This is a genomic window from Pseudomonas sp. WJP1 (assembly GCF_028471945.1).
Taxonomy (GTDB): Bacteria; Pseudomonadota; Gammaproteobacteria; order Pseudomonadales; family Pseudomonadaceae; genus Aquipseudomonas.
In genome coordinates this window covers 2,811,220-2,827,569 of sequence record NZ_CP110128.1, presented here as the reverse complement: position 1 = coordinate 2,827,569, position 16,350 = coordinate 2,811,220, and the positions used below count along the sequence as shown (strand labels likewise).

Genomic DNA, 16,350 nt, shown 5'->3' with positions numbered 1-16,350 from the left:
GCAGCAACGGATATACCCCCAATCCATTTCTCAAATACATCCCAGCGGACACTTTCGATCGGACGGTTGCGAGTCTGGCAATCCCGGCCTATGGTCCAGACACAACATTGTCACGACCGGCGCGACAACCCGACGCCGGCCTTTTTTGTCCATCCATTGTGCTAGCGCAACGAGGTGACGACATGCCCAACGACTCCCGCCCTGCCGTACTCGAACTGATCGGCAACACCCCCCTGGTCCGCGTCAGCCGTTTCGATACCGGCCCGTGCACGCTGTTTCTCAAGCTCGAATCACAGAACCCCGGCGGTTCGATCAAGGACCGTATCGGCCTGGCAATGATCGACGCCGCCGAGCGCGACGGCCGCCTGCGGCCCGGTGGCACCATCGTCGAAGCCACGGCCGGCAACACCGGCCTGGGCCTGGCACTGGTCGGCCGCGCCAAGGGTTATCGGGTGGTGCTGGTGGTGCCGGACAAGATGTCCACCGAGAAGGTCCTGCACCTCAAGGCCATGGGCGCCGAGGTGCACATCACCCGTTCCGATGTCGGCAAGGGCCATCCGGAGTATTACCAGGACGTTGCCGGGCGCCTGGCGAGTGAAATCCCCGACGCCTTCTTCGCCGACCAGTTCAACAACCCGGCCAACCCGCTGGCCCATGAGTGCAGTACCGCGCCGGAGATCTGGGCGCAGACCCAGCATGATGTCGATGCCATCGTGGTCGGCGTGGGTTCGGCCGGCACGCTGACCGGGCTGACCCGGTTCTTCGCCCGCGTGCAACCGGAACTGGAAATGGTCCTGGCCGATCCGGTCGGCTCGGTGATGGCCGAATACAGCCGCAGCGGCACCCTCCCCACCCCCGGCTCCTGGGCGGTGGAAGGCATCGGCGAAGACTTCATTCCGTCGATCGCCGACCTGTCCAGCGTGCGCCATGCCTACTCGATCAGCGACGAGGAAAGCTTCGATCATGCCCGCCAGTTGCTGCGTGCCGAGGGCATTCTCGGCGGTTCGTCGACCGGCACTCTGCTGGCGGCGGCATTGCGCTATTGCCGCGAGCAGACCCAACCGAAACGGGTGGTCAGCTTCGTCTGCGACACCGGCACCCGCTACCTGTCGAAGGTCTACAACGACCAGTGGATGAACGATCAGGGCCTGCTGAAAAGCAAGCAGTACGGCGACCTGCGCGACCTGATCGCACGGCGCTTCGAGGACGGCCGGGTGATCAGCGTCGGCCCCGATGACACCCTGCTCACCGCGTTCCAGCGCATGCGCCTGGCGGATGTCTCGCAATTGCCGGTGCTGGTGAACGGCAAAAAACTGGTCGGCGTGATCGACGAGTCCGACATCCTGCTGGGCGTGCATGAAGACGTTACGCACTTTCGCGCGACCGTATCCAGCGCCATGACCGACAAACTGCAAACCCTGTCCCCCGGCGCCTCGTTGGCGGACCTGGAGGCGGAACTGGGCCGTGGACTGGTGGCGATCATCCAGGATGCCTCGGGTTTCCACGGCCTGATCACCCGAACCGACATGCTCAATCACCTGCGGAGATCCCTGCCATGAGTCAGCACGATGAAAATGCCCCGCCACGGGGCTTCGCCACCCGCGTGATCCATGCAGGGCAAACGCCGGACCCTTCGACCGGCGCGCTGATGCCGCCGATCTACGCCAACTCCACCTACCTGCAGCAGAGCCCCGGTGTGCACAAGGGCCTCGACTACGGGCGTTCGCACAATCCGACGCGCTGGGCGCTGGAACGTTGCGTGGCCGACCTTGAAGGCGGCACCCGGGGCTTTGCCTTCGCCTCGGGGCTGGCGACCATTTCCACGGTGCTGGAACTGGTAGACGCCGGCTCGCACATCGTCTCGGGCAATGACCTGTACGGCGGCACCTTCCGCCTGTTCGACAAGGTCCGCCAGCGCAGCGCCGGGCATCGCTTCAGCTTCGTCGACCTGACCGACCTCGCCGCCTTCGAAGCCGCCTTGCAGGAAGACACGCGCATGGTCATGGTCGAGACGCCGAGCAACCCCCTGCTGCGCCTCACCGACCTTGCCGCCATCGCCCGCACCTGCCGCGACCGCGGCATCATCTGCGTGGCCGACAACACCTTTGCCAGCCCGTGGATACAACGCCCGCTGGAACTGGGTTTCGACATCGTGCTGCATTCGACCACCAAGTACCTCAACGGCCACTCCGACGTCATCGGCGGCATCGCCGTGGTTGGGCAAAACGCCGAGCTGGCCGAGCGCCTGAGTTTCCTGCAGAACGCGGTGGGCGCCATCGCCGGACCGTTCGACGCCTTTCTCACCCTGCGCGGGGTCAAGACCCTGGCACTGCGCATGGAGCGCCACTGCAGCAATGCACTGGAACTGGCGCAATGGCTGGAACGTCAGCCGCAAGTCTCCCGCGTCTACTATCCCGGCCTGCCCTCGCACCCGCAGCATGAACTGGCGCGGCAGCAGATGCGCGGCTTCGGCGGGATGATTTCCGTCGACCTGAACACCGACCTGGCCGGTTCCCGGCGCTTCCTGGAAAACGTGCACATTTTCGCCCTGGCGGAAAGCCTGGGCGGGGTGGAAAGCCTGATCGAACACCCGGCGATCATGACCCACGCCACCATCCCCGTGGAAACCCGCGCGCAATTGGGCATCGGCGATGCACTGGTGCGGCTGTCCGTGGGGGTTGAGGATATCGAAGACTTGCGTGCAGACTTGGCGCAGGCGCTGGTCCGGATTTAAGGTTACACAAATCCCTGTAGGAGCCAGGCTTGCCGGCGAAGAACGATGACGCGTTGCAACAGCTACACCGCGGTGTCCCGTTCGCCGGCAAGCCTGGCTCCTACAGCGCGAAGAACGATAACGCGGTACAACAGTTACACCGCAGCGTCCCGTTCGACACCAAACAATAAATTGAATTTTTCGGAAAAATCCACACATGTCCAACCTCGACACCTCCCTGCAAGACGCCGCCGCGCCCGATGGCGTGTGTTACGGCTGCGGCAGCAGCAATCCCCACGGGCTGCACATCAAGAGCTACTGGCATGAGGACGGCGTGCATGTCATGGCGGAGCATGTGCCGGATCCCATGTACTGCGGCTGGCCGGACCTGGTCTACGGCGGACTGATCGCCATGTTGGTCGATTGCCATTCCAACTGGGCAGTAATGGCCTATCACTACCGCGCGGAAAACCGCGACCCCGCCAGCCTGCCACGCATCAATTGCGTCACCGGCAACCTCGGCATCAAGTTCATCAAGCCGACGCCGATGGGTATCCCGCTGACCCTGCGGGCGCGGGTGGAGGGTGAGGTCGGACGCAAGACCCGGGTCATCTGCGAAGTCTTCGCCGGGGACGTGCTGACCGCGGTGGGCGACTCCATCTTCGTACGAGTCGATACCGCGCAACTGGCAGACACCGCGCACGGGCGGTAGGTGTGCCGCGAGCACTCGATAAATGAGCTATACCCGCTAATCTCCACTTGCCGTTATTCACCACAGGAGTTTGGCCATGAAGCTCAGACATTCACTGGCGGCGCTAATCATTGGCGCCAGCCTGTTCGGCTGCGCCACCTCATCCAGGGAGAGCGTGTCGGTCACCCTGGTTGCCACCCGGCAAAACACCGGGCAGATCGGCAATGTCGCATTGTCCGAATGGGACCAGCAAACCGGACTCAGTTTCTTCATCAGCGGCGTTCCAAGCGGCGCCGCCCTGCCCCTGCGCCTCTACAGCTTCATCAACAAAGGCAGCTGCGAGCAACCCGGCCCTGTCGCGTATGCCATGAATGACAAGGTCAACACCGAACGCCAACCGATTCGCGGCTGGACGTTCTCCAGAAGCGTGCCCGTGGCCCTGCCTGTGTTGCTGGCCGGTGACTATCACATCGTCGTGCGAACCGCTGCGACTGACGGCAACGTCGATATTTTCTGCGGGAACATCAAGCAACAAGCCCCGGCGAAGTAGGCGCTTGTACCCGCTGGCCTCACACTGGCGAAATCGTTGCCAGCACGCCAATCAGAATGGTCAACACCAGAAAACCACCGAGGAAAATCGCCATCTTGCCCATAGAGCCTCCTACATTTCGAAAGTGCGGTGCACCGCGGCTACCGCTGCGCAATTTGCCGTCATTGTGGGGCTCTGGCTGATTGCATTACAGCGTCAGAAAGCGATGAAAAATACGGATCAGATGAAACAGACAGGGGATACAAAAAAGCCCACTGGCCATCCCTGGCTCAGTGGGCTTTTTGCTCAGGCGCTCAGTTACAGCGCCATGTCCGCCGCAGCATTCTCTTTCGGTGCCTTGGCTTTCTCAGCCTCGACAGCCGGAGCAACAGCCTGGCCGATCGCAGGTGGCGGGGTCAGTTCCAGCACCTTGGCGGTGTAGGCCCATTCCTCGGCAACCTTTTCAGGGCTGGCGTTGAGCTGGGTGCCGTAGCTCGGCACGATTTGATGCAGCTTTTCCTGCCAGGCCGGGGTCGCGACCTTGTCCTTGAACACTTTCTGCAGCACGGTCAGCATGATCGGTGCGGCGGTCGAAGCGCCTGGGGACGCGCCCAGCAGGCCGGCGATGGTGCCGTCTTGCGAAGCGACGATTTCGGTGCCCAGTTTCAGCACGCCACCGGCGGCTTCGTCACGCTTGATGATCTGCACGCGCTGGCCGGCTTGCCACAGGCGCCAGTCTTCGGCCTTGGCATTCGGGAAGTATTCCTTCAGGGCGTTGAGGCGGTCTTCGTCCGACAGCATCAGTTGACCGGCAAGGTACTCGACCAGCGGGTATTCCTTGATGCCGACCTTGGTCATTGGCCACACGTTGTGCGTGGTGGTGGTGGTCAGCAGGTCCAGGTACGAACCTTCCTTGAGGAACTTGGTGCTGAAGGTGGCGAATGGGCCAAACAGGATCACGCGCTTGCCATCCAGGACACGGGTGTCCAGGTGCGGAACCGACATCGGCGGTGCGCCAACCGAAGCCTTGCCGTAGGCCTTGGCCAGGTGTTGTTCGGCGAGGGTCGGGTTCTCGGTCACCAGGAACGAGCCGCCTACCGGGAAGCCTGCGTATTCCTTGGCTTCTGGGATGCCGGACTTCTGCAGCAGGTGCAAAGCACCGCCGCCGGCACCGATGAACACGAACTTGGCGTCGGTTTCGGACTTGCTGCCGTCTTTCAGGTTTTTGTAGCTGACGCGCCAGCTGCCATCGGCGTTCTTGGTGATGTCCTGCACTTCGCTGGACAGCTTCAAGTCGAATTTCGGCGTGGTTTGCAGGTGAGCAACGAACTGGCGGGTGATTTCGCCAAAGTTCACGTCGGTACCGATCGGAGACCAGGTGGCCGCGATTTTCTGGTTCGGGTCACGCCCTTCCATCATCAGCGGGACCCACTTCTTGATCACAGCCGGGTCTTCGGAGTACTGCATGCCGGCGAACAGCGGGCTCGCTTGCAGGGCTTCGTAGCGCTTTTTCAGGAACTTGATGTTGTCATCGCCCCACACGAAGCTCATGTGCGGTGTGGAGTTGATGAACGAACGCGGGTTCTTCAGCACGCCTTGCTGAACCTGCCAGGCCCAGAACTGACGGGAGATCTGAAAGGCTTCGTTGATTTCAACGGCTTTCGGGATCGAGACATTGCCCTTGTCGTCTTCCGGGGTGTAGTTCAACTCGGCCAGGGCGGAGTGACCGGTACCGGCGTTGTTCCAACCGTTGGAGCTTTCCTGGGCGACGCCGTCCAGGCGCTCGATCATTTCCATCGAAGTACCGGGTTCCAGCTCATTGAGCCACACACCGAGGGTTGCGCTCATGATGCCGCCGCCGATCAACAGCACGTCGACTTTCTTGGCCTCTTCGGCCTGGGCTGTCGTCATCCCCAACGACAAGGCCAGCCCCAGCAGGGCCGTGTTCACTTTCTTAAACATCTGTAGCACCTATGATAAAACGCCATCCACCCTTCCAACTGCAATCGCGAGCCGCTTGTTTTACGGCATTCAGGCAAGTCTGCCGCAGGTTCTCGCACATGACGGCTGGAAGGTGGGCACACAAGGCCGACTGACTGCATCGACCCCAGTTATATGTCCCTACTGAACTGACTTTTTATCTTTTTTGGCTTCAGCTACTTGAGCGACAGTGATTCTGCTCGCCCGTCTCGAGGACAGGAAAACTGAATAGATCAAACCAAGTTGTTGCCAAGAATATCACGACAAGGCCGGCCCGCGGGTGATGGATCTGTTGGCGCAGGGCCTTGTAGGAGCCAGGCTTGCCGGCGAAGGCGTCCTTGAACATTGCGCTGGGCTTTCGGACGCCTTCGCCGGCAAGCCTGGCTCCTACAGGTGGTGACTATACTCACAGGTCATCGGATAAACATGTGGGGAACAGCCATGAGCGACAAAGACGATCTGCGCAAATATTCCTCCCAGGTGATCGACGGCGTGGAGGCCGCACCCGCCCGCGCCATGCTGCGTGCCGTGGGCTTTACCGACGAAGACTTCAAGAAACCGCAGATCGGCATCGCCTCCACCTGGGCGATGGTCACGCCCTGCAACATGCACATCGACAAACTCGCGATCGAAGCGGAGAAAGGTGCGAACGCCGCGGGCGCCAAAGGCGTTATTTTCAACACCATCACCATTTCCGACGGCATCGCCAACGGCACCGAAGGCATGAAGTATTCGCTGGTGTCCCGCGAGGTGATCGCCGACTCCATCGAAGTGGTGGTTGGTTGCGAAGGCTTTGACGGGCTGGTGACCGTGGGCGGTTGCGACAAGAACATGCCGGGCTGCCTGATTGGCATGGCGCGGCTCAATCGCCCTTCGATCTTCGTCTATGGCGGCACCATTCGCCCGGGCGCCGGCCACACCGACATCATTTCCGTGTTCGAAGCCGTGGGCCAGCACGCGCGCGGTGACATCAGCGAGATCCAGGTCAAGCAGATCGAGGAAGTGGCGATTCCCGGCCCCGGTTCCTGTGGCGGCATGTACACCGCCAACACCATGGCCTCGGCCATCGAGGCGCTAGGCATGAGCCTTCCCGGTTCGAGTTCCCAGGACGCCGTGGGCAGCGACAAGGCTTCGGACAGTTTCCGTGCCGGCCAGCAAGTCATGGAACTGCTCAAGCTTGACCTCAAGCCCCGGGACATCATGACCCGCAAGGCCTTCGAAAACGCCATCCGCGTGGTGATCGCCCTCGCCGGCTCGACCAATGCCGTGCTGCATCTGTTGGCCATGGCCAATGCCGTGGATGTCGAGCTGACCCTGGATGACTTCGTCGAGCTGGGCAAGATTTCCCCGGTGGTGGCCGACCTGCGCCCCAGTGGCAAATACATGATGAGCGAGCTGGTGGCCATTGGCGGCATCCAGCCCTTGATGAAGCGCATGCTCGCCGCCGGCATGCTGCACGGCGATGTGCTGACCGTGACCGGCAAGACCCTGGCGGAAAACCTCGAGAACGTGCCCGACTACCCTGCCGGCCAGGACGTGATCCTGCCCTTCGACCAGCCGATCAAGAAGGACTCGCACCTGGTGATCCTGCGCGGCAACCTAGCGCCCACCGGCGCCGTGGCCAAGATCACCGGCAAGGAAGGCCTGCGGTTCGAAGGCACGGCCCGTGTGTACCACGGCGAGGAAGGCGCGCTGGCGGGCATCCTCAACGGCGAAGTGCAGGCTGGCGACGTGATCGTGATTCGCTACGAAGGACCCAAGGGCGGGCCGGGCATGCGCGAAATGCTCTCGCCGACGTCGGCGGTGATGGGCAAGGGTTTGGGCAAGGAAGTGGCGCTGATCACCGATGGGCGTTTTTCCGGCGGCTCCCATGGTTTCGTGGTGGGGCATATCACGCCGGAGGCGTTTGAAGGTGGGCCTATTGCGTTGATTGAAGATGGCGACCGGATCACCATCGATGCGCAAACCCGGCAGATCACCGTTGATGTGACCGATGCCGAGCTGGCCAGGCGCAAGGCCTCCTGGGTGCGGCCGGAGTCGAAGTACAAGCGCGGGGTGTTGGCGAAATATGCGAAGACGGTGTCGAGTGCTTCGGAGGGGGCGGTGACGGATAAGTACCTTTAAGACTCTGGGTTTGTGTTGTCTGGTCTGTTGCCATCGCGAGCAGGCTCACTCCTACAATGGAATGCATTCCAAATGTAGGAGTGAGCCTGCTCGCGATGGGGCCCTAAAGGCAGCGCAAAATAAAAGGATGTATCAAAGCCGAAAGCGATCCACCGACTGCGACAGTTTCCCCGCCAGCGAAGACAACTCATCCGTCGTCAAAGCCGTCTGCCCAATCACCTTGCTGTTGCCTTCCGACATGCCGGCGATCATCTCCACCTGATGGGCGATTTCATTGCTGGCCAGGCTCTGCTCGCCGATGGTGCGGCTGATGTCGTTGACCAGTTGCGTGGTGTTGAGCGTGGCCTCGAGGATTTCGCGGATGGCGCGCTCGACGTCGGCGGTCACGGCCATGCCTTTGTCGACCTGGGCCACGCCCTCCTCCATGCTGATCACCGCCTGGTGGGTACTTTGCTGGATGCGCGAGACCATGGCGGCGATTTCCTGGGTGGAGGCACTGGTGAGGCCCGCCAGGCTGCGCACCTCGTCGGCCACCACGGCAAAACCACGCCCCTGCTCGCCTGCGCGGGCGGCCTCGATGGCGGCGTTGAGCGCCAGCAGGTTGGTCTGGTCGGCGATGCCCTTGATCACCTGGATGATGCTGAAAATCCCTTCGGATTCCTTGTCCAGCGTGCGGATCACCTGCGCTGACTGCTGCGCCGAACGGGCGATGCCGTCCATGTCGCTGACCACCTGATGGATCACCCGCCCGCCATCCTTGGCCAGCGCCTCGGCCTGGTTGGCCATGTCCAGCGCGCGTTCGGCATGCCGGGTGATTTCCTCGATGCTCGCGGTCATTTCGCTGGCAGCGGCGGCCATGGTGCTGGCGGCCGTGCTTTGCTGCTGGCTGCTGCCGGCCACCTGGTGACAGCCATCGCTCAGTCGAGTGCTCATGCCGCTGACGCCATGGGCGTTGCTGCGCACCACTTCGATCATGCCGCGCAGATCACGCTGCATGGTCGCCAGGCTGCGAATCAGGGTGCTGGCTTCGTCCTTGTACTCGGGCTCGACAATCGTCTCGCTCAGGTTGCCATGGGCGATGCGCTCGGCGATGCGGCTGGCCGCCCGCAGCGGGCTCATGATGCTCAGGATCACCCAGCGTCCCTGGACCAGCAGCAACACCAGGCTGGCGACCAGTACGCCGCCCAAGGTCAGGTTGGCGTTACTGATGGCTTGCGTTGTGCCTTGGCTGGTCTGCTGGGTGTTGTGTTCAATGCGCTCGCTGAGGGCCGCCATCTGTGCCTCCAGCTGGCTGAACGCGCTGTTGAAGGCGGCCAATTGCTGTTGCGCGGCCTCGGGGTTTTCCAGTGCCAGGACCACCATGCGCTCGGCGGCACTGATGTAGGTGTCGAGGCTCGGCTTGATCTGGTTCAGGGCGTCCTTGAGGCTGTCGTTCACCGCCAGCTTGAGGTTTTCACCCAGCACTTCACGAAAATGCGCGGCGTGTTCATCGATAGAGCCACGTACCTCGGCCTTGCTGCTGGTGCTTTTGCCCAGCCCCACCAGCATCGCCGCCAGCACGTCGGCGCGCAGGGCGTCGTGCATCATGTCGGCTTCAAGGTGATTGCGCAGCACGCTCATGCCGATGTCGTTGTCTTGCACCGCATCCGCCAGCCGGGCAGTCCCCAGGTAACCGACCAGGCTCATGATCAACGCGGTCAGCAACCCCGTCCCGATCAACAACAGTAAACGCAGTTTTATGGACACTCTGTGGTTCCTCTCCTGGCACGTATGTTGGTTGGCCAACGGCCACCGCGAATGGCATCTCAAGAGGTTATCGACGTGTCTGTCCGGTAATTGAAGCCTATCCCAACTGATTCCTGTTTTTTCGACATGCGGTAGGTAATCCGGCGTTTTCTGCCGTATTGCGCAGGGAAACCAATAGCAGGCTGACGAAAGCACCAGCAACCGCCAGGGCCATGTCCTTTTGTGAATCCCACGGGTCGTTTTGCGCGCCGACGAAGGCTTTTGCCGTGTCGTCGCCCAGGTAGGCCCCACCGATCCATTCCACCAGCTCATAAACGGCCGAGGTCGACAGGATGATGTTCAGGGCCATGAAAAACAGCCAGCGCCCGCGCAACGGCGTCAGCCGCAGCAGCACTTCGCGGATCGGCCAGGCCATCAACAGCCCGTAACTCAGGTGAACCAGGCGGTCGTAGTGGTTACGGTGCAGGCCAAGGCTCTTGTCGAAACTGACGCCGGTTAAGGTCGAACACCACCGATCGTAAGGCACCAGGGAATAGGTGTAATGCGCCCCCAGTTCGTGAATGCACAAGAAAACGAACACCAGCGCAAGGGACGCCGCCGACAGGCGAAAATGGCGATAGCTAGCCACCAACGTCCCCACCAGCAGCAGCGCCAGCAGGTTCTCAAGCGCCCAATCCACCCGGCTGCGCGGGGAATAGCCCAATGCAATGACGATAAGCACAAACACGATCAGCAGCGTCAATTCGAATCGCGGATGTTCCTTGGGCTGCATGATTTGAACTCCCCGATACCCTTGAATTGCAGATTCCATACGGGCTTTTAACTTCGAGATGTGCCTTCGCCGCAAGTTCGCTTTTTTCTGACCTTGCATGCTATGTTGTACGATGACTGATGATGCACCTCAAGCTCGTCAATCAGATCACCCACAACAACAAGGAATCCTCATGAAAAAAACAAAAATGCTGATTGGTTTTCTGTGCCTGTTCAGCTGCTACGCCGCCGCGACCCCGGCTGCCGGGGACAAGGACGTGGCACAAGCCGTCGATCACTTGACCCAGGCGATGCTGCACAAGGACATTGCCGAGCTGAACGCGTTGACCGCCGAAAACCTCACCTACGGCCATTCCAGCGGCAAGATCCAGGACAAGCAGCAATTCATCGCCGATATCGAAACCGGCAAAAGTGCTTTCAAGACCCTTGAGATGCAAAACCAGACCATCACCGTTTCCGGCGATGTTGCCTTGGTTCGCCACCACTTCTCGGCCCAGGCCCTCAAAGGCACCGAGGTGGTCCCGACGGAAATCGAGAACTTCCAGATCTGGCAAAAACAGAGCGGAAAATGGCTACTGGTAGGACGACAGGCGTTCAAGTTCTGATATTCGGGTGACCCCGAAAAAAAAGCGGACGAATTGGCGTCTACCCGCCCATCCGTCCCCTTTGAGTTGCGCTGATAAACAGTTTGTCTCAGTGCCCGCGAATGTAATGTTCAAACTGGCGAATCAGGTCGGCCTGCTCGACAATGGCTTCCTTGACCAGATCGCCAATCGACAGCAACCCGATCAGCTCACCGTTCTCCACCACCGGCAGGTGGCGCAAATGGCTGTCCGTCATGACCGCCATGCAGTGCTCGATGCTCTGTTGGCTGTCGGCCGTGACCACCGGCGAGCTCATGATGGCCCTGACCGGCGTGCCGACTGACGAACGTCCCAGCAGCACCACCTTGCGCGCATAGTCGCGCTCGCTGATCACCCCGACGACCTGGCCCTTCTCGATCACCGGCAATGCACCCACGTTCTTTTCGGCCATTTTCTGCACGGCCTCCAGCACCATGGCGTCCGGTGCGATGCTGTGCACCTGCTGGTTTTCCACGACCTTGAGCTTGAGCAACTGTGCGGCTGTCTTCATGTCCGTCTCCTGATGTGAATGGCGTACAACGTCAGGCCACCCCGACTTCCACCAGCCCTTCGTTCAACCGCACCGGCCAGACCCGCAAGCGCTGTTGCGGGTACTCCAGGCAACTGCCGTCTTCAAGACGAAAATGCTGCTTGTAAATGGGTGAGGCAACGACCAGGTCGCCCTTGATGCTGCCGACCAGTCCGCGGCCGATGACATTGGCCCCCGATTGCGGGTCGTGGTTGTCAATGGCATAGAGATTCTTGCCCTGCATGCCCGGCAGGTAGAACAGCGCCACCTGGGCACCGTCCAGCCACACCACCACACCGGAGTCATTCACCAGGTCCTGCTGGCTGCACACCGATTGCCAGACGACAGACGCACGGGCTTCAACGCGTTGGGTATTGGACGGGTTCATCAGACACTCTCCTCGGTAACAGGGATCAGGTTGAGTTCAGCCGCCATGATCGGCCGGCGTTGACCACGCTCCTGGACAAAGTGGATGTCCGGATCCGGGCGTTTATCGTTGACAAAGGTCCGGAAGCGCTTGAGTTTTTCCGGGTCCTTGAGGGCGTTGGCCCACTCGCATTCGTAGCGATTGACCACCAGCTGCATCTGCGACTCGAGCTCGGCACCCAGGCCCAGACTGTCGTGGATGATCACGTCCTTGAGGTAGTCCAGGCCGCCTTCCAGGCTTTCGCGCCAGACCGAGGTGCGCTGCAATTTGTCGGCGGTGCGGATGTAGAACATCAGGAAGCGGTCGATGTAGCGGATCAGGGTCGCGTCATCGAGGTCGGTGGCGAACAGCTCGGCATGGCGCGGGCGCATGCCGCCGTTGCCGGCGATGTAGAGGTTCCAGCCCTTCTCGGTGGCGATCACGCCGACGTCCTTGCTTTGCGCCTCGGCGCATTCACGTGTGCAACCGGACACCGCGAACTTGAGCTTGTGCGGCGAACGCAGGCCCTTGTAGCGATCTTCGATGGTCAGGGCCATTTGCACGCTGTCCTGCACCCCATAGCGGCACCAGGTGCTGCCGACGCAAGACTTCACCGTGCGGGTCGATTTGCCGTAGGCGTGGCCGGTTTCGAAGCCGGCTTCAATCAGCTCGCTCCAGATGTCCGGCAACTGATGCAACTGCGCGCCGAACAGGTCGATGCGCTGGCCGCCGGTGATTTTGGTGTAGAGGTCGTATTTCTTCGCTACCACGCCAATGGCAATCAGCTTGTCAGCGGTGATCTCGCCACCGGGGATGCGCGGCACGACGGAATAGGTGCCGTTTTTCTGCATGTTGGCCATGAAGGTGTCGTTGGTGTCCTGCAGCGGCACCAGCGACGGATCCATGATCGGCTGGTTCCAGCACGACGCCAGGATCGAGCCCACCGCCGGCTTGCACACATCGCAACCGGTGTGGCCACGGCCATGCTTGGCCAGCAGTTCCTCGAAGGTGATCACCCCTTCTACCCGCACCAGCGCATACAGTTCCTGGCGGGTGTAGGCAAAGTGTTCGCACAGGCTCTTGTCGACGCTGACCCCACGGGCAATCAATTCATGTTCGAAGACTTGCTTGAGCAACCCGGCGCAACCACCGCAACCGGTGCAGGCCTTGGTCTGCGATTTAAGCAGGCCGAGGTCGCTGCAACCGCCGTCGATGGCCGAGCAGATGGCGCCCTTGGTCACGTTGTGGCACGAGCAGACCGTGGCCGTTTCCGGCAAGGCGCCAGGGCCGAGGGTCGGCGCGCCTTCGGACGACGGCAGGATCAGCGCGGCCGGTTCGGCCGGCAAGGCGATCGCGTTCTGCATGTATTGCAGCAGCGTGTCGTAATAGCTGTTGTCGCCGATCAGCACGGCACCGAGCACGTGTTTGCCGCTGGCATCCACCACCAGGCGGCGGTAGCTGGCCGTCGTTTCGTCGATGAACTGATAGCTGCGCGCACCCGGCGTGTTGGCGTGGGCATCGCCGATGGAGCCAACGTCGACGCCCAGCAGCTTGAGCTTGGTCGACATGTCGGCGCCCTGGAACGGCTCGGCGGCGTCGTCACACAGGCGTGCTGCGACACTGCGGGCCATCTGGTAGCCCGGCGCGACCAGGCCGAACAGGCTGCCATTCCAGGAAGCACATTCACCGATGGCGTAGATGTTCGGGTCACAGCTCACGCAGGTGTCGTCGATCACCACGCCACCGCGCGGGCCGATCTCCAGCGCGCATTGCCGGGCCAGCGCGTCCTGGGCACGGATACCGGCGGAGAACACGATCAGGTCAGTCTCGAGGAACTCGTCGTTGGCGAAATTCATCCGGTAGCGGTATTGCTCGCCGGCGCTGATCGACTGCGTAGCGCGGGACAGGTGCACACCGACGCCGAGGCGCTCGATCTGCGCCTTGAGCGCCAGCCCACCCAGGTCATCCAGCTGCACCGGCATCAGCCGCGGGGCGAATTCCACCACGTGCGCTTCGAGCCCCAGGCTTTTCAGGGCGTTGGCGGCTTCAAGGCCCAGCAGGCCACCGCCGACCACCACCCCGCGCCGGGCATTGGCCGCCGCGGCACGAATGGCATCGAGGTCTTCCAGGGTGCGATAGACCAGGCGCGAATCGCCTTCGGCGCCTTCGATCGGCGGCACGAACGGATAAGAACCGGTGGCCAGGACCAGCTTGTCGTAGGCAACGCAGCCTTGTGCGGTAATCACCTGGCGCCGGGCGCGGTCGATTTCCAGCACCGGCACACCCAAGTGCAAGGTGACGCCGGGCGTCTCGTACAGCGCCGCGTCACTGAGTGCCAGCGACTCGGCGTCGCGACCGGAGAAGTATTCGGACAGATGCACGCGGTCGTAGGCACGCATCGGTTCTTCGCTGAAGACGTGCAGCCGATAGCGGTCAAGCGCGCCGCGCTCGATCAACTGCTCGACACAATGATGTCCGACCATGCCATTGCCGATCACGATCAGCGTTTGCAGCTTGTTCAAACTGGCTACATTGGAATTCATATACGACACCTGCCCTAAGCCCATCACGGTGAAAAAAAGCAAAAAAAAACGCCTGAAACCTTGCGGTTCCAGGCGTCTTTGCCTGTTCTTTTGCGGTGTTGAAAACCAGACGGCCATGCCTGATCCACCGATATTGCCCACGACCTGTGCGGCCAGTCGATCGTCGTTGACCGAGAGGGCTGCCCATCTTTTTCGGATGGGCTTGAGGGGGTTAATGCAGTGTTTGTGCCAGTCGCTGTTGAGGTGTGTTGTTTTCTGGAATGCATGGCGTACATGGCGCGCTGGAAAACCTTTGAAAACCCTATTCCAGAGGCGTTCCCGCACGGAGCAAGCTGGATCTCCAGGGTGGTAAAAACCCCGCGTGGCATCGGCAAATCTGCTCGCAGAACGACGCGATTGACGAGGTGAGCCGCTTCCGACTGGTGCACCTTGGTATTCACCGCGCTTTATAAAAGTGCATGGACAGGTGTTGGCAATTGACATTCAACTGTGAAATTAATCTTTCAACTCTGAAAGAAAACCCTGTCTATTTCTCAATTTCGAATAGTTTCAATTCACAAAAAAGCTATAACTAATTGTTTATTATAGTTTTTTTGATTTTTTTCCTGCCAGTAACCCTCTCTTTAACTCTTGGCATACGCATTGCTCCGGCCCCTCTCACATTCCATCGGCCCACAAGCTGATCGATGCATGAGACCTGTCCATCTACCCGGAGACGAAACAATGAACCTTCCCCTGAACCTCTCGCGCAGAGATGTGCTGGTCACCGCGGGTGTCGGACTGGCAGCCGCCGCAAGCCCCCTTTTCGCACAGTCATCGGTCGGTAGCGCCACGGGAGGGATATTCCTTCCAGACTCGATTGCCGGAACACCGCTGACGCCGGAAGGTGTACGCCAGAAAGCGTTTGCCATGCCCCTTCACGCCCCCGCCTATGCCCAACCTCCAAGCGCCTTCCTCGACCGCCCCTCGCTCACCATCAGTTATCGAACGGATATGGAACTGGCGCGAGCGCTCGTGCCAGAACCGCTGGTGGTCAAGGACCCCATCGTCAGTCTCTCGTTCCTGTCCATGGTCGCCCCGGGGATAGGTGACTATTACGAGTTCGCCCAGAGCATCTCCTGTTTCCTGGGGGATGAAGCCGTGAGCTTTCGTCCGCTGATGGTCGCGGAGAATGTCACCGCCATCATGCTGGGCCGGGAGGTCTGGGGATTGCCGAAGAAATTCGGTCACCCGCGGGTTGGGCAAAACAACGAATCGTATGTCGGAACGCTCGAATACGATGGCGCAGTGGTTGCCCGGGCGAGCATGGCCTACAAGTTCAAGAAGGTTGATCTGGCCGAGGCGACCAAAGCAATGCGGGTCCCCGGCGTCGTACTCAAAATCATTCCTGACGTCGACGGCAAGACGCCACGAATCGCCGAGCTGGTCAGGTTCGAGTATTCGACTGTCGATCTCAAGGAGGCCTGGACGGGTGCCGCGAGCCTGGACCTGTTCAATCACGAAGCGGTGCCGATTGCAGCGCTGCCGATCAGAGAGATCGTCTCCGTGCGTCACACGCTGGGTAACTACCTGCTGGAGCCGGGCAAGGTTGTTCACGACTACCTGAAGCGAACCTGATCAGGCGTATCACATTGAAACCGGCCATGAGAGAGCAACTGCTTTCTCCTGGCCGTCAATGAAGTTGTCTAGGGGGTC

General features: G+C 60.9%; 14 protein-coding genes. 8 read left to right on the top strand and 6 right to left on the bottom strand.

From position 1 onward, the window contains the following. Positions 1-182 precede the first annotated feature (182 nt). The 5 genes from OH720_RS12850 to OH720_RS12830 all read left to right on the top strand — a co-directional run bounded on the left by OH720_RS12850 (position 183) and on the right by OH720_RS12830 (position 3,954). The gene (locus OH720_RS12850; RefSeq protein ID WP_272605915.1) at positions 183-1,559 is read left to right on the top strand and encodes a pyridoxal-phosphate dependent enzyme; all 1,377 of its coding nucleotides are present in this window, start codon (positions 183-185) and stop codon (positions 1,557-1,559) included. Further along, positions 1,556-2,734: a trans-sulfuration enzyme family protein gene (locus tag OH720_RS12845; protein ID WP_272605914.1), complete on the top strand. Its 1,179-nt coding sequence runs from the start codon at positions 1,556-1,558 to the stop codon at positions 2,732-2,734. The genes OH720_RS12850 and OH720_RS12845 overlap by 4 nt, the downstream gene beginning before the upstream one ends. Positions 2,735-2,763: 29 nt before the next feature. Continuing rightward, a complete protein-coding gene (locus OH720_RS12840; protein ID WP_272605913.1) occupies positions 2,764-2,904 on the top strand; it encodes a hypothetical protein in 141 nt (46 codons plus the stop codon). A gap of 26 nt (positions 2,905-2,930) precedes the next feature. Next, on the top strand, positions 2,931-3,425 hold the full coding sequence (locus OH720_RS12835; protein WP_272605912.1) for a PaaI family thioesterase: 495 nt from the start codon (positions 2,931-2,933) through the stop codon (positions 3,423-3,425). A 76-nt stretch (positions 3,426-3,501) separates the two neighbouring features. After that, positions 3,502-3,954, top strand: coding sequence for a hypothetical protein (locus tag OH720_RS12830; protein WP_272605911.1), 453 nt, complete (start codon positions 3,502-3,504; stop codon positions 3,952-3,954). Between the two features lie 297 nt (positions 3,955-4,251). Here OH720_RS12830 and mqo read toward each other — a convergent pair whose 3' ends face one another. Beyond that, positions 4,252-5,895, bottom strand: a complete 1,644-nt coding sequence (gene mqo / locus OH720_RS12825) for a malate dehydrogenase (quinone) (RefSeq protein ID WP_272605910.1) — start codon at positions 5,893-5,895, stop codon at positions 4,252-4,254. Between the two features lie 459 nt (positions 5,896-6,354). Between mqo and ilvD the strand changes: the two genes are divergently transcribed. Next, positions 6,355-8,037: a dihydroxy-acid dehydratase gene (gene ilvD / locus OH720_RS12820; RefSeq protein WP_272605909.1), complete on the top strand. Its 1,683-nt coding sequence runs from the start codon at positions 6,355-6,357 to the stop codon at positions 8,035-8,037. Positions 8,038-8,169: 132 nt separating this feature from the next. On the opposite strand, the gene OH720_RS12815 is transcribed toward ilvD, so the two are convergent. Continuing rightward, a complete protein-coding gene (locus OH720_RS12815) occupies positions 8,170-9,783 on the bottom strand; it encodes a methyl-accepting chemotaxis protein (protein WP_272605908.1) in 1,614 nt (537 codons plus the stop codon). A 97-nt stretch (positions 9,784-9,880) separates the two neighbouring features. Beyond that, positions 9,881-10,555 carry a DUF2238 domain-containing protein gene (locus OH720_RS12810; RefSeq protein WP_272606442.1) on the bottom strand — a complete coding sequence of 225 codons (675 nt, stop codon included), beginning with the start codon at positions 10,553-10,555 and terminating at the stop codon, positions 9,881-9,883. A 172-nt stretch (positions 10,556-10,727) separates the two neighbouring features. Here OH720_RS12810 and OH720_RS12805 point away from each other — a divergent pair, with 172 nt between their 5' ends. Continuing rightward, positions 10,728-11,159: a nuclear transport factor 2 family protein gene (locus tag OH720_RS12805; protein ID WP_272605907.1), complete on the top strand. Its 432-nt coding sequence runs from the start codon at positions 10,728-10,730 to the stop codon at positions 11,157-11,159. An 88-nt stretch (positions 11,160-11,247) separates the two neighbouring features. On the opposite strand, the gene OH720_RS12800 is transcribed toward OH720_RS12805, so the two are convergent. The 3 genes from OH720_RS12800 to nirB are packed head-to-tail and all read right to left on the bottom strand — an operon-like array spanning position 11,248 to position 14,655. Further along, positions 11,248-11,688 (bottom strand): CBS domain-containing protein, encoded by a 441-nt coding sequence (locus OH720_RS12800; protein ID WP_008061144.1) that lies wholly within the window; start codon positions 11,686-11,688, stop codon positions 11,248-11,250. Positions 11,689-11,719: 31 nt separating this feature from the next. Next, complete coding sequence (gene nirD, locus OH720_RS12795; protein WP_272605906.1) at positions 11,720-12,094, bottom strand: nitrite reductase small subunit NirD; 375 nt, start codon at positions 12,092-12,094, stop codon at positions 11,720-11,722. Next, positions 12,094-14,655, bottom strand: coding sequence for a nitrite reductase large subunit NirB (gene nirB, locus OH720_RS12790; protein WP_272605905.1), 2,562 nt, complete (start codon positions 14,653-14,655; stop codon positions 12,094-12,096). Before nirB ends, nirD begins: the two co-directional genes overlap by 1 nt. Positions 14,656-15,378: 723 nt before the next feature. Here nirB and OH720_RS12785 point away from each other — a divergent pair. Beyond that, a complete protein-coding gene (locus OH720_RS12785; protein ID WP_272605904.1) occupies positions 15,379-16,272 on the top strand; it encodes an acetoacetate decarboxylase in 894 nt (297 codons plus the stop codon). Positions 16,273-16,350 lie beyond the last annotated feature (78 nt).

Excerpts from the sequence above, each read along its gene's own strand:
- OH720_RS12850 (WP_272605915.1), top strand. The coding sequence starts at position 183 with ATGCCCAACGACTCCCGCCCTGCCGTACTCGAACTGATCGGCAACACC.
- OH720_RS12845 (WP_272605914.1), top strand. The coding sequence starts at position 1,556 with ATGAGTCAGCACGATGAAAATGCCCCGCCACGGGGCTTCGCCACCCGC.
- OH720_RS12835 (WP_272605912.1), top strand. The coding sequence starts at position 2,931 with ATGTCCAACCTCGACACCTCCCTGCAAGACGCCGCCGCGCCCGATGGC.
- OH720_RS12830 (WP_272605911.1), top strand. The coding sequence starts at position 3,502 with ATGAAGCTCAGACATTCACTGGCGGCGCTAATCATTGGCGCCAGCCTG.
- mqo (WP_272605910.1), bottom strand. The coding sequence starts at position 5,895 with ATGTTTAAGAAAGTGAACACGGCCCTGCTGGGGCTGGCCTTGTCGTTG.
- ilvD (WP_272605909.1), top strand. The coding sequence starts at position 6,355 with ATGAGCGACAAAGACGATCTGCGCAAATATTCCTCCCAGGTGATCGAC.
- OH720_RS12810 (WP_272606442.1), bottom strand. The coding sequence starts at position 10,555 with ATGCAGCCCAAGGAACATCCGCGATTCGAATTGACGCTGCTGATCGTG.
- OH720_RS12805 (WP_272605907.1), top strand. The coding sequence starts at position 10,728 with ATGAAAAAAACAAAAATGCTGATTGGTTTTCTGTGCCTGTTCAGCTGC.
- OH720_RS12800 (WP_008061144.1), bottom strand. The coding sequence starts at position 11,688 with ATGAAGACAGCCGCACAGTTGCTCAAGCTCAAGGTCGTGGAAAACCAG.
- nirD (WP_272605906.1), bottom strand. The coding sequence starts at position 12,094 with ATGAACCCGTCCAATACCCAACGCGTTGAAGCCCGTGCGTCTGTCGTC.
- nirB (WP_272605905.1), bottom strand. The coding sequence starts at position 14,655 with ATGAATTCCAATGTAGCCAGTTTGAACAAGCTGCAAACGCTGATCGTG.
- OH720_RS12785 (WP_272605904.1), top strand. The coding sequence starts at position 15,379 with ATGAACCTTCCCCTGAACCTCTCGCGCAGAGATGTGCTGGTCACCGCG.